Source organism: Neorhizobium sp. P12A (assembly GCF_008365395.1).
Taxonomy (GTDB): domain Bacteria; phylum Pseudomonadota; class Alphaproteobacteria; order Rhizobiales; family Rhizobiaceae; genus Rhizobium.
Genome location: NZ_QOVX01000004.1, coordinates 146519 through 158570, shown reverse-complemented (window position 1 = coordinate 158570; position 12052 = coordinate 146519). Strand labels below are relative to the sequence as shown.

Genomic DNA, 12052 nt, shown 5'->3' with positions numbered 1-12052 from the left:
CCTACTCCAAATTCTGAACCTGCTCACGAAACTGGTCGATAACGACCTTGAGATCGATGCCTGCAGTTGTGACGGCGGCAGAGTTCGATTTCGAGCAGATTGTATTCGATTCCCGGTTAAATTCCTGTGCAAGGAAATCAAGCTTGCGGCCGACGGGGCCACCCTTTGCAAGCAACTCGCGGGCGGCCGCAATGTGGCCTTTCAGGCGGTCGATTTCCTCGCGCAGATCAGCCTTGGTGGCCAACAGGGCCACCTCGGCATGCAGGCGTTCGCGGTCGAGGCCGGATGCGCCATCCAGAAGCACGGCCACCTGGGCGACCAGTCTCGAAGCGATCTCGGATGGAGAGCGCGAAGGATCGCGCTCCACGGTCGCAGTCAACGTCTCGATGGTCTCGACATGACCAAGCAGCACCTGACCGAGCGCCCGGCCCTCATGCTGGCGCATGGTCCGCAAATCGTAGAGGGCGCCTTCGAGGCCAGCCATGATATCCGCGTCTCGTGCTGCAGCCGCCTCTTCGCCCTCTTCCGTCTCGCGGAATTCGACAATGCCGCGGATCGACAGAAGCGTGTCCAGCTTCAACGGAGCCGGGTCGATAACGCCCGCGAGTTGCTCGCGTACCGCCATGACGGCAGAGAGGGCCTGCTGGTTCAGAACAGCCTCGAAACGGCTCTCATCGGCGGACAGGGAGAGGGAAGCCTGGAGATTGCCACGCGCGAATTGTTCAGCGATCAGTCGGCGAATATCGGTTTCCAGCCGGTCTACGCCGGGCGGCAACCGCAGCCGCAGGTCAAGGCCCTTGCCGTTGACCGATCGCAACTCCCATGCCCAGCGATAACGCCCGCTTGTGCCTTCGCGCCGCGCAAAACCGGTCATGGACTGCAGTGCCATCCGAGCCTCCGTTAAATGCTATGAGGTCAAGTCTCAATTCGTCTTCTTCCTGGGCTGTGCCCCGCCGCCGCTCGCACCCGCAGCGCTGCTGGCGTCATCGGGCTGGCCGTCGACCGCGATCGCGCTCGGGTCCTGGCCCTTCTCCGCCAGTATCTTACGCCACCGCTTCACGTTCGCATTGTGCTCTTCGAGCGTCGCGGCGAAGACATGGCCGCCCGAGCCGTCAGCCACGAAATAGAGATCCTGCGACTTCCAGGGGTTGGCGACGGCCTCGAGCGCATCCTTGCCTGGATTGGCGATCGGCGTCGGCGGCAGACCCTTTATGATGTAGGTATTGTAAGGCGTCTCTTTCTTGAGATCCGACTGGTAGATCGGGCGATCGGTCGGCTTGCCGTCACCACCGAACAGGCCGTAGATGATCGTCGGATCGGATTGCAGACGCATGTTCTTGCCAAGACGATTGAGGAAAACGGACGCGACATGAGCGCGCTCGTCGGCAAGTCCGGTCTCCTTCTCCACGATCGACGCAAGGGTCACGAAATCCTGCTTGTTGGCGATCGGAAGATTCTGATCACGCTTCTCCCAGATCTCGTCTACGAGCTTCTGCTGGGCCGCCTGCATCTGGTCGACGATTTCCGACCGCTTCGTTCCGCGCGAGAACTTGTAAGTGTCCGGCCTGAGGCTGCCTTCCGGAGGCAGCGCCGAGGGCAGATCGCCTTCGAGGACCGGATCGGCCTGCAGCTTGTTAAACATCTGGCGAACCGTCAGTCCTTCCGGCAGCGAGACCGAGTAGAGGATCGACTTGCCTGATTTCAGCAGTTCCATGATATCGCGCATGGAAGCGCCAGCCTTGATCTCATATTCGCCTGATTTCAGCGTCTCGCCGTCGTGCAGATGTGTGGCGGTCAGGTAGCGGAAGACACGCGCATCGGAGATGATGTTGCTCGCTTCCAGACGGGAGGAGATCTCGCTGATACCCGCACCATTGCGGACGATGAAATTGGTATTCGTCGTCAACGGGCCGGCCGCCTGATAGACCGAAAGGGCATAGTAGGTGCCGGCAATCGCCAATGCGAAGGCGAAGACGACCAGCGTCATGAGGAAGTTCAGGAAAATGACGGTCTGGCTGCGTGCCTTCCGGGAGCGCTTCGGAGGCTCGGGGACACGTTCAGGGCGCAAAGCTTCGCTGGCCGATTTTGGAATGATCGGCCCTTTCTGCCCCGTCTGGCCTTCGTGGCCGTTCGGGGCGCCGCCGCCCTGGTTCGTATCGCTCACCAGCAATCCCTTCTTTTTGTCATTGCCTGCTCTTTGGCCAAGCAATGCGGCAAAAACAGGTTCAGGAGACATGGAGGCCCCGTTAGCCTCCATCTCGAGCCGATCAGGACCTGTCGTTATGCCTCATAGCGACGCAGCACAAGTGACGCATTGGTGCCGCCGAATCCGAACGAGTTGGACAGCGCTACGTTTATTTCTCGCTCACGAGCCTTGTGCGGGACAAGATCGATCGCCGATTCCCGTTCGGGATTGTCGAGGTTGAGTGTCGGCGGCGCAATATTATCGCGGATTGCCAGCGTCGCAAAGATCGCCTCGATTGCACCGGCGGCCCCCAGCAGATGGCCGGTGGCCGACTTGGTGGAAGACATGGAGATGCGCGAGGCGGCATTGCCGACGAGGCGCTCAACCGCGCCGAGCTCGATCGTATCGGCCATGGTCGAGGTGCCATGGGCATTGATATAGTCGATGTCGCCCGGCGTGATGCCGGCACGCTTCAGAGCCGAGGTCATGCAGCGGAAGGCGCCCTCGCCGTCTTCCGACGGAGCGGTGATGTGATAGGCGTCGCCGGACAGGCCGTAGCCAACGACTTCGGCATAGATCTTGGCGCCACGCGCCTTGGCATGTTCCAGTTCTTCGAGCACCACGATGCCCGCACCTTCGCCCATGACAAAGCCGTCGCGGTCGCGATCATAGGGTCGCGATGCCTTCTGCGGATCATCGTTATGCTGGGTAGAAAGCGCCTTGCAGGCGGCAAAACCGGCCAGCGAAATACGGCAGACAGGCGCTTCAGCGCCGCCGGCCACCATGACATCGGCATCGCCGAGCATGATCAGCCGTGCTGCGTCGCCGATCGCATGGGCGCCAGTCGAGCAAGCGGTGACGACGGCGTGGTTCGGGCCACGCAGCTTGTGACGGATCGAAACCTGGCCGGATACGAGATTGATCAGGCGACCGGGAATGAAGAAGGGAGAAATGCGGCGAGGACCCTTGTCGCGAAGCGTATAGCCCGCCTCGACAATGCCTTCGAGACCGCCGATGCCGGAGCCGATCATGACGCCCGTCGCAATCTGATCTTCGTCGGTGGCAGGGTGCCAGTTCGCATCGGCCAGCGCCATGTCGGCAGCGGCCATGCCATAGATGATGAAGGGATCGACCTTGCGTTGCTCCTTCGGCTCCATCCAGTCATCGACATTGAATGTGCCGTCGGTACCATCGCCAACGGGAATGCGGCAGGCGATTTTGGCGGGGAGATCCTCGACCTCGAATTCGGTGACAAGACGCGCGCCGTTGTGGCCAGCGATCAGCCGTGACCAGGACACTTCAGTGCCGCAACCCAATGGCGATACCATGCCGGTACCAGTGATAACGACACGTCTCATCGACTGCGGGCCCCCGTCTTTTTCTTCATGTCATGCGTCGCAAAATACATCCGGCACCCCCGGACGAAAAAGGGCGGACTCCCGGAGCCCGCCCTTTTCAACCACAAGCGATTAAGCCTGGGCCTTTTCAATGAACTTTACAGCGTCGCCAACCGTCAGGATGGAGTCGGCAGCGTCGTCCGGAATTTCTACGCCAAATTCTTCTTCGAAAGCCATGACGAGTTCAACGGTGTCGAGCGAGTCCGCACCGAGGTCATCAATGAAGCTGGCGCTTTCAACAACCTTGTCGGCATCGACGCCAAGATGATCAATAACAATTTTCTTCACGCGTTCTGCGATATCGCTCATGTCGGTTTTCCTCGACCTTATATCCTAATCAGAATGCCGTATGACATCCCTACCCTGTTTCAACCTGCGGCGCCTAAGCACCGCCGCTGGCAAACTCGTTCAACCCGGCTTTCATATCCGGACCAGCCATTGAAAAACCGGCCGATCCGTCTGCATCATTCGGGCGACTGTTCACAGTCATGGCCCGCTTAACACGGTTTAAGTCTGTCGCAAAGCCAGAAAATCAAACGTGTTGCGTTGCTCAACATGCTATTGGAACGAAAAAACCTCCCAACAGCCAATTCCTTTTTAGATCATAGCCATGCCGCCGTTGACGTGCAGAGTCTGGCCCGTCACGTAGGCTGCTTCAGACGAGGCGAGATAGGCGACAGCCGAGGCGATTTCGCCGCCGGTTCCCATCCGCTTCATCGGGATGGCGCCCATGATCGCTTCCTTCTGCTTGTCGTTCAGCTTGCCTGTCATCGCGCTTTCGATAAAGCCCGGCGCCACGCAGTTGACGGTCACGTTGCGCGTTGCGATTTCCTGCGCCAGTGACTTGGTGAAGCCGATCATACCTGCCTTGGAGGCACAGTAGTTTGCCTGGCCCGGATTGCCGGTTACCGCAACGACTGACGTGATGTTGATGATACGGCCGTAACGGCGGCGCATCATCGGATGCGTCAGCTCGCGCGTCAGGCGGAAGGTCGAGGTCAGGTTGACTTCCAGCACGGCGTCCCAATCCTCGTCGCTCATGCGCACGAAGAGACCGTCCTTGGTGATGCCGGCATTGTTGACGAGGATGTCGACGCCTTCCAGCTCTTCCTCGGCCTTGGCGCCCAGCGCCTTGACTTCGGCGCGGTCCGACAGGTTGGCCGGAAAGATCTTGACGCGATCGCCCAGCTCGCCTGCCAGTGCCTCCAGCTTTTCGACGCGCGTGCCATGCAGGCCGACGATCGCGCCTTGGCGATGCAAGAGCCGGGCGATCTCTTCGCCGATCCCGCCGGATGCGCCGGTTACCAGGGCCTTGCGGCCGCTCAAGTCAAACATCGTGTTGTCCCTCTTTTTCGAGTTTCGGCTCAGCCGAGCAAGCCGGCAAGCGCTGCGTCGATATCGGCAGGCGTGTTGACCGCAACGCCGTTGACCGATTTGTCGATGCGGCGGGCGAGACCCGTCAGCACCTTACCTGCGCCGATTTCATACAAAGTTGTCACATTGTTGGCGGCGAACCATTCAACGGTCTCGCGCCAGCGAACCTGTCCTGTCACCTGCTCGACGAGCAGGCCGGCAATCTCCGCGGCATCGGTGACAGGTGCTGCGCGAACGTTGGCGATGACGGGCACGACCGGGTTCGACTTGGCAACGCCGGCCAGCGCCTCGCGCATGGCCTCGGCTGCCGGCTTCATCAGGGTCGAATGGAAGGGCGCGGAGACCGGCAGCAGGATGGCGCGCTTGGCACCCTTGACCGTTGCAAGCTCGGCCGCTTTTTCAACAGCCGCCTTTTCGCCCGACACGACGATCTGGCCGCCGCCATTGTCATTGGCGATCTGGCAGGCGCCGACAGCAGAAGCTTCTTCGCAGACGGCCATCACATCAGCATGTTCCAGCCCGATGATTGCGGCCATCGCGCCGACGCCGACCGGAACCGCCGCCTGCATGGCATTGCCACGGATGCGCAGCAGACGTGCCGTGTCCGCAACAGAGAAAGTGCCGGCTGCGCAAAGGGCGGAATATTCGCCGAGCGAATGGCCGGCCACATAAGCAACGTTTGCCTTCAGATCGAGGCCGCGCGCATGCAGCACGTGAACGACTGCCATCGAGACGGCCATCAGCGCCGGCTGGGCGTTGGCGGTCAGCGTCAGCTTGTCTTCGGGGCCGTTGAAAATGACGTCGGAGAGCTTTTCCCCGAGCGCGTCGTCCACTTCTTCAAAGACGGCGCGGGCTTCTGCGTAGTTGTCGGCGAGGTCCTTGCCCATGCCGACGGCCTGGCTTCCCTGGCCGGGAAATGTGAAAGCAACGGTCATTATATTGGCTTCCTTGGGGTCGTTTTGCTCCCAATTGACATTCTTCCTCCCGGAGTCAATAGCGCAAGGCCTGCTTTTCCAGGCTTTTGCCGTTGCGAAGGCAGTAGATTTTCCTATTGCGCTTGCGTCTTTCCTGTCTTACTTCGCCTGATCCTCCCAGATCGAGTTTTCCCGATATGACCAAGGTTTTCCCATGAAATATAGGAATTTAGGCCGCACCGGCATCTCCGTTTCCGAAATCTGCCTGGGCACCATGACCTGGGGCACGCAGAATAGCGAAGCCGAAGCACATGACCAGATGCACTACGCCGTCGAAAAAGGCGTCAATTTCTTCGATACAGCCGAACTCTATCCGACAACGCCCGTCTCGGCCGAGACGCAGGGCCGCACCGAAGAATATATCGGCACCTGGTTCGAAAAGACCGGCAAGCGCAGCGACATCGTGCTTGCAACCAAGGTTGCCGGCACGGGCCGTGAGTACCTGCGCGGCGGCGAAGGCGCCGACGCCAAGAACATCCGCCTTGCGATCGACGCCAGCCTGATGCGTCTGAAGACGGACTACATCGACCTCTACCAGGTGCATTGGCCGAGCCGCGGCCATTTCCACTTCCGCCAGAACTGGCACTACAACCCGTTCGGCCAGGATCGCGAAGCCGCAATCGCGAATATCACGGAAATCCTTGAAACTTTGGGCGAGCACGTGAAGGCCGGCAAAATCCGCGCGATCGGGCTTTCCAACGAGACGACCTGGGGTATCCAGAAATACCTGACGATCGCTGAGCAGAAGGGCCTGCCGCGCGTCGCCACGACACAGAACGAGTATAATCTTCTCTACCGGCACTTCGATCTCGATCTGGCGGAGCTTTCACACTATGAGGATGTCGGCCTTCTCGCCTATTCGCCGCTCGCTGGCGGCATTCTCTCCGGCAAGTATGTCGGGGGCGCACGCCCGGAAGGTTCGCGCGGCTCGATCAACCGCGATATCGGCGGACGCCTGCAGCCGCTGCAGGAACCGCCTGTGAAGGCCTATCTCGAGATCGCCGCCAAGTATAATCTCGACCCGTCGAAGATGGCGCTGGCTTACTGCCTGACCAAGCCCTTCATGGCTTCCGTCATCATCGGCGCCACCACGATGGGCCAGTTGGAGACCGATATCGCATCGGTCAACGTGACGCTCAGCGACGAAATCCTGGCCGAGATCGAAAAGGTGCACCGGCTCTACCCGATGCCGATGTAACGGAGTTCGCCTTATCCCTCTCCCGCAATCAGGGAGAGGGAATTCGCGCTGTTGGGGCTTCGGTGGCGCATGCCCTGAGCTCGAACAGCTCCGTCTCTCCTGTGCGCCCCTTGACGCTGACTGTCCCGATGGGAGCGAGCTCGAACATTTCGCCGACCAGACAGCGGACCTCGCCGCTTACAAGGATCGAAGTTCCATACTGCCGATTGAGGCCCTCGAGACGCGAAGCGACGTTCACCGTGTCTCCAATGGCGGTATATTGCCGACGTGTCTCGGCGCCAAAACTGCCCACAACGGCCGGTCCGGTATGCAGGCCGAAGCGGGTGAAGAGTATGGAGCGGCCGGCCGCCTCATTGGCGGCGTTCATGACGTCGATCGCCGCTTTCATCGCAAGAGCGCAGCGGCAGGCATTTTCGACATGCCGATCATCGGGAAGCGGAGCGTTCCACATGGCAAAAAGCCCATCTCCCATATACTGAACAATCGTGCCGCCGTGGCGCTCGATGATATCGTTGAGGGCTTCGAAATAGCTCGATAGAAGGGCGACGACTTCCTCTGGCGAGCGCTGTTCCGCAATGGTGGTGAAATCGCGTATATCGGTGAAGAGCACCGTGATCTCCTGCCGGACCGCTGCACCCACGACGGCCTGGCCTGCAGCGACGATCCTGCGCACAAGCTCCCGCGGCACATAGAGAGAAAAGGTCCTGATGGCATTGCGTGCGGAGCTCTGCGCCTTTGCGAGTGCATTGACCTCAGAAATGAAGGAATGCGTGACACGGCTTTCGCCAAATTCGAGCTTGCCCATGTGCCTGGCTTCCTCGGCAAGTGCATACAACGATCTGCTGATCAATCGGGAGATGACGATTGCTGCCAACACACCTCCGGCCAGAAAGGCCACCGCTATCGCAAGGTTGCGCCTGAGCCGCCGCTCGACCGGGGCGACCAGCTCGTCGAGCGGCGCAGCTATGACGACCGAATATTTGCCAGCCAGCCCGGCGACCTCCTGGCGAAAGATCTGCGCCAGATATTCGCGCCCGTGTACCGGAAAATGCACGACCTCGCCCGTTCCCACGCCGTTCGCTGATGCGACTAGTTTGGCAATTGGCGGAATTGCGGGATCCGCCTGCGCCAAGGTTGTAACCGACGGTTCCTGACCGCGACGCAGCTCGCTCCTGATTTCATTCATGACATCCTTGTCGGAATGAGCGATCAGGCGGCCTCTCGGGTCAAAGACGTAGCCGAGGGCCCGCTTCGAAAGCGCGCTCACGTCGACAATCTCGCCCAGAGTTAGCAACAACACATCGGCCGCGATCACCACGCGGTCGCCCTCCCCTGCGGGCGTCGCCAGCGTCATCGTCAACAACCTGGTCGATGCCGAGACGTAGGGGCCGACCGATACCGTCTTGCCCTCGCCAAGGGCTGCGAGATACCACGGCCGATAACGTGGATCGAAGATATCATCACGGTCGGCGTGGCTGCTGATCGGACGCGTATCCCTGTCGTAGAACGTCCAGGTCGTATTGGACCCCCCATCAATCTTCGTGATCACTCGGATTGCAAATGCTGTCTCCTTGGGCGTGTCCAGATCATTTCGCCATTCCGGATTTGCTGCGACATTGACAGCCTGCACGAAGCTCCCATCTGGATAAGCCGCATATACGCCGTCGATGCGGAAGGATGACTGCAAGATTTTCAGCAGAAAGTCCTGTTTTGCCTTCAGATCCTCTGGTGGCGCAGTCAGCATTTCCGGAACGACCGAGCCGGTTCCGATCGCAGCGTTTCCGCTGTTGAACACCTGAGTGTAATCCTCGATCGCGCGAAGCCCAAGCTGGCGCATCTCGGCCTCGCCGGTCGACAAGGCCGTAAACTTTCCTTGTTCGTAACCCATCCATACGAGTGGAAGCGAGGTGCAGGCGAGCAGCCCCATGATGATGACGCTCAGATGCAGCCGTAACGGCAAGGCCCACTCAGAGAGTGTGTCCTTCTTCTCGCTCCGGGCCTGCATCGCATGGCGTTTCATGCTCGACCATCCAGTACCACTGCAACTGCAACCAGAACCCGCATCAGGCCGGGGCCTACGATCAAGTTGTATTAGCAGGTCCAGAACTACAATTGAATATCCCGAAAGTACTCCAACTGATGCTTTCCGCGTGTTGAGCGGCGATTAGATCAATCCCGCTCTTGCCTTTCATTCAAAAATCCGTATAAGCCGCCCTGTTCGCAAACCCGGTCTTCTGGCTGGTGGCTGAACGGAGGGCCGGTCTCACCATGGTGAGATCGTTCGGAACGGAAGCGTTCCAGCCTCCCGTGTCTCCGCTCTCGACCGTCTCGGAAACGCTTTTCTTGCCTGGGTCCGCCCATCAGGAGCAGTCGTTGAGGCTTAGCCGCCGAATATCGGGTTGAACCAACGCAAGAAAGGCAAAGCTGTCATGGCTCTTTATGAACATGTATTCCTTGCCCGGCAGGATATTTCCGCTCAGCAGGTCGATGCCCTCGTAGAACAGTACAAGGGCGTGATCGAAGCAAACGGCGGCAAAGTCGGGCGTATCGAGAACTGGGGCCTCAAGTCCCTCACCTACCGCATCAAGAAGAACCGCAAGGCTCACTACGCCCTGATGGACATCGACGCTCCGGCGGCTGCCATCCAGGAAATGGAACGCCAGATGCGCATCAGCGAAGACGTCCTGCGCTACATGACGATCGCTGTCGAGAAGCACGAAGAAGGCCCGTCTGCCATGATGCAGAAGCGCGATCGTGACGACCGTCCGCGCCGCGATGGCGACGATCGTGGCCCGCGCCGCGACTTCGGCGACCGTGGTCCGCGCCCGCCGCGCGAAGGTGGCTTCGGTGACCGTGAAGACCGTCCGCGCCGTCCGCGCGAAGACCGCGTATAAGGAGATCTGAGAATGTCTGAAGCTTCCTCCGCACCGGTCCGCCGCCCGTTCCATCGCCGCCGCAAGACCTGCCCGTTCTCGGGCGCAAACGCTCCGCGGATCGACTACAAGGACGTCCGTCTTCTGCAGCGCTACATTTCCGAGCGCGGCAAGATCGTTCCTTCGCGTATCACGGCCGTTTCCCAGAAGAAGCAGCGCGAACTCGCTCAGGCGATCAAGCGCGCCCGCTTCCTCGGCCTGCTGCCGTACGTCGTCGCGTAAGCGACCGACAACTTAGAATTCGAGGGAAGGCATCCGTGCCTTGCCTCACTCCTTCCACGATGGGCGTGGATCGAGACCGTTAAACCCCATGTTGAGGCTCTTCCGAGATTGAATCGGAAACTTCCTCTAACTGCTTGAACAAGCAGGACAGCGACGTGAACAGATTGAACCCAAGATTGCTGATGATCGGCGCGCTCGCCGGCCTGACCGCCACCCTGCTCGTGCTCGGTGCGGATGCGCAGCCGTCTTTCAGTGCGGTTCTCTACGCTGCTTCGGCACTTCCTATCCTGATCGCCGGCCTCGGCTGGGGCAATGTCGCAGCGATCGTTTCGATCGTTACCGCGTTCGTGCTCGGTGCGATTGCCATTTCGCCTTCCTTTGCCCTGGTCATGACGCTGGTGACGCTTGCGCCGGCCGGGTGGCTCAGCCACCTCGCCAACCTGGCGCGGCCTGCTTCCGAGCTTGGCGGACCGGACCATCTGACGGCCTGGTATCCGCTTTCGGATATCCTGCTTCACCTTTGCGCTCTCGTCACGGTCGCAGTCATCGTGGTCGGCTTCATGATCGGCTATGGCCCGGGCCTCACCGACCAGATGGTCGATGCGCTGATGGATTCGGTCAAGCAGCAGGAGCCGGCCTTCACGCCAGACCCGGCCTCGATTGCTCAGACGAAGTCGCTGGTGGTCTTGATGCTGCCGGCACTGCAGGGTGCGATCTGGGTTCTCATGCTCTTTGCCGCCTACTATGTCGCGACGCGCATCGTCACGGCGTCGGGCAGCAATCTTCGCCCGCGCGAGGATATTCCCTCCACGCTGCGGATGAACCGGAATTCGATCTTCGTCTTCCTCGCCGGCCTGCTTGCCTGCTTTGCCGGCGGTGTTCCGGCAATGATCGGCGCCACGCTGTTTGGCGCTTTCGGTGCCGGTTTCCTGCTTGCGGGATTTGCAGCACTTCACTTCCGCACCCGCGGAAAGGAATGGCGGCTGCCGGCCCTGATCCTCTGCTACCTGGCATCGACCATGGTCATGCCGATCCTCTTCATCCTCGTTCTGGGGCTCGCCGACACGCGCAAGGCGATCGCGCTGACCCCGAACAAGGATGGCAATGCCTCGAAACAACCTGATACGAAACTCTGAAATCGAAAGGACAAGAACATGCAAGTCATCCTCCTCGAACGCGTACCGAAGCTCGGCCAGATGGGCGAAGTGGTCAAGGTTCGCGACGGCTTTGCCCGTAACTACCTGCTGCCGCTCGGCAAGGCCCTGCGCGCCAACGACGCCAACAAGAAGCGCTTCGAATCCGAGCGTGCTACGCTCGAAGCCCGCAACCTCGAGCGCAAGAGCGAAGCTCAGACCGTAGCCGACGTTCTCGCCGGCAAGTCCTTCATCGTCGTGCGCTCCGCCGGCGAAACCGGCCAGCTCTACGGCTCGGTTGCTGCCCGTGACGTCGTCGACATCCTGGCTGCCGAAGGCTTCAACATCGGCCGCAACCAGGTTCACCTGAACACGCCGATCAAGGCTATCGGCCTGCACAAGGTCACGATCGCGCTTCACTCCGAAGTCGAAATCGAAATCGAACTCAACGTTGCCCGTTCCGCTGAAGAAGCAGAGCGCCAGTCCAAGGGCGAAACCCTCACCTCTGCCGACGCCATCTACGGCGTCGACGAAGATGCACTTCGTCCGGAAGATTTCTTCGATCCGGAAGCTGACGGCATCGAAGACGAAGAAGCTTGATCGCTTCTCAGTTTTAGAAATGCGAAAGCCCGGCCA

Annotated in this window: 12 protein-coding genes; 5 read left to right on the top strand and 7 right to left on the bottom strand. The window is 60.1% G+C overall.

Annotated features, from left to right (window positions below):
* Position 1 precedes the first annotated feature (1 nt).
* From DTW90_RS15070 to fabD, 6 genes are all read right to left on the bottom strand, one after another.
* Positions 2–889 (bottom strand): YicC/YloC family endoribonuclease, encoded by an 888-nt coding sequence (locus DTW90_RS15070; RefSeq protein WP_132517169.1) that lies wholly within the window; start codon positions 887–889, stop codon positions 2–4.
* A 33-nt stretch (positions 890–922) separates the two neighbouring features.
* Positions 923–2164 (bottom strand): endolytic transglycosylase MltG, encoded by a 1242-nt coding sequence (mltG, locus tag DTW90_RS15065; protein WP_245512564.1) that lies wholly within the window; start codon positions 2162–2164, stop codon positions 923–925.
* 116 nt (positions 2165–2280) lie between these two features.
* Positions 2281–3543, bottom strand: a complete 1263-nt coding sequence (gene fabF / locus DTW90_RS15060; protein WP_132517173.1) for a beta-ketoacyl-ACP synthase II — start codon at positions 3541–3543, stop codon at positions 2281–2283.
* A gap of 111 nt (positions 3544–3654) precedes the next feature.
* Positions 3655–3891 carry an acyl carrier protein gene (locus DTW90_RS15055; protein ID WP_003547058.1) on the bottom strand — a complete coding sequence of 79 codons (237 nt, stop codon included), beginning with the start codon at positions 3889–3891 and terminating at the stop codon, positions 3655–3657.
* A gap of 288 nt (positions 3892–4179) precedes the next feature.
* Positions 4180–4917, bottom strand: coding sequence for a 3-oxoacyl-[acyl-carrier-protein] reductase (fabG, locus tag DTW90_RS15050; protein WP_132517175.1), 738 nt, complete (start codon positions 4915–4917; stop codon positions 4180–4182).
* A gap of 29 nt (positions 4918–4946) precedes the next feature.
* Positions 4947–5891 (bottom strand): ACP S-malonyltransferase, encoded by a 945-nt coding sequence (fabD, locus tag DTW90_RS15045; RefSeq protein ID WP_132517177.1) that lies wholly within the window; start codon positions 5889–5891, stop codon positions 4947–4949.
* 193 nt (positions 5892–6084) lie between these two features.
* On the opposite strand from fabD, the gene DTW90_RS15040 reads away from it, so the two are divergent.
* On the top strand, positions 6085–7128 hold the full coding sequence (locus DTW90_RS15040) for an aldo/keto reductase (protein WP_132517179.1): 1044 nt from the start codon (positions 6085–6087) through the stop codon (positions 7126–7128).
* Between the two features lie 28 nt (positions 7129–7156).
* On the opposite strand, the gene DTW90_RS15035 is transcribed toward DTW90_RS15040, so the two are convergent.
* A complete protein-coding gene (locus tag DTW90_RS15035; RefSeq protein ID WP_246664954.1) occupies positions 7157–9148 on the bottom strand; it encodes an adenylate/guanylate cyclase domain-containing protein in 1992 nt (663 codons plus the stop codon).
* A 409-nt stretch (positions 9149–9557) separates the two neighbouring features.
* Between DTW90_RS15035 and rpsF the strand changes: the two genes are divergently transcribed.
* From rpsF to rplI, 4 genes are all read left to right on the top strand, one after another.
* Positions 9558–10022, top strand: coding sequence for a 30S ribosomal protein S6 (rpsF, locus tag DTW90_RS15030; RefSeq protein WP_132517181.1), 465 nt, complete (start codon positions 9558–9560; stop codon positions 10020–10022).
* Between the two features lie 12 nt (positions 10023–10034).
* Positions 10035–10283, top strand: a complete 249-nt coding sequence (gene rpsR, locus DTW90_RS15025) for a 30S ribosomal protein S18 (protein WP_004680498.1) — start codon at positions 10035–10037, stop codon at positions 10281–10283.
* Positions 10284–10438: 155 nt separating this feature from the next.
* A complete protein-coding gene (locus DTW90_RS15020; RefSeq protein ID WP_149339324.1) occupies positions 10439–11419 on the top strand; it encodes a DUF2232 domain-containing protein in 981 nt (326 codons plus the stop codon).
* 18 nt (positions 11420–11437) lie between these two features.
* Positions 11438–12016, top strand: coding sequence for a 50S ribosomal protein L9 (gene rplI / locus DTW90_RS15015; RefSeq protein ID WP_132517185.1), 579 nt, complete (start codon positions 11438–11440; stop codon positions 12014–12016).
* Positions 12017–12052 lie beyond the last annotated feature (36 nt).

Excerpts from the sequence above, each read along its gene's own strand:
- DTW90_RS15070 (WP_132517169.1), bottom strand. The coding sequence starts at position 889 with ATGGCACTGCAGTCCATGACCGGTTTTGCGCGGCGCGAAGGCACAAGC.
- fabF (WP_132517173.1), bottom strand. The coding sequence starts at position 3,543 with ATGAGACGTGTCGTTATCACTGGTACCGGCATGGTATCGCCATTGGGT.
- DTW90_RS15055 (WP_003547058.1), bottom strand. The coding sequence starts at position 3,891 with ATGAGCGATATCGCAGAACGCGTGAAGAAAATTGTTATTGATCATCTT.
- fabG (WP_132517175.1), bottom strand. The coding sequence starts at position 4,917 with ATGTTTGACTTGAGCGGCCGCAAGGCCCTGGTAACCGGCGCATCCGGC.
- fabD (WP_132517177.1), bottom strand. The coding sequence starts at position 5,891 with ATGACCGTTGCTTTCACATTTCCCGGCCAGGGAAGCCAGGCCGTCGGC.
- DTW90_RS15040 (WP_132517179.1), top strand. The coding sequence starts at position 6,085 with ATGAAATATAGGAATTTAGGCCGCACCGGCATCTCCGTTTCCGAAATC.
- DTW90_RS15035 (WP_246664954.1), bottom strand. The coding sequence starts at position 9,148 with ATGAAACGCCATGCGATGCAGGCCCGGAGCGAGAAGAAGGACACACTC.
- rpsF (WP_132517181.1), top strand. The coding sequence starts at position 9,558 with ATGGCTCTTTATGAACATGTATTCCTTGCCCGGCAGGATATTTCCGCT.
- rpsR (WP_004680498.1), top strand. The coding sequence starts at position 10,035 with ATGTCTGAAGCTTCCTCCGCACCGGTCCGCCGCCCGTTCCATCGCCGC.
- rplI (WP_132517185.1), top strand. The coding sequence starts at position 11,438 with ATGCAAGTCATCCTCCTCGAACGCGTACCGAAGCTCGGCCAGATGGGC.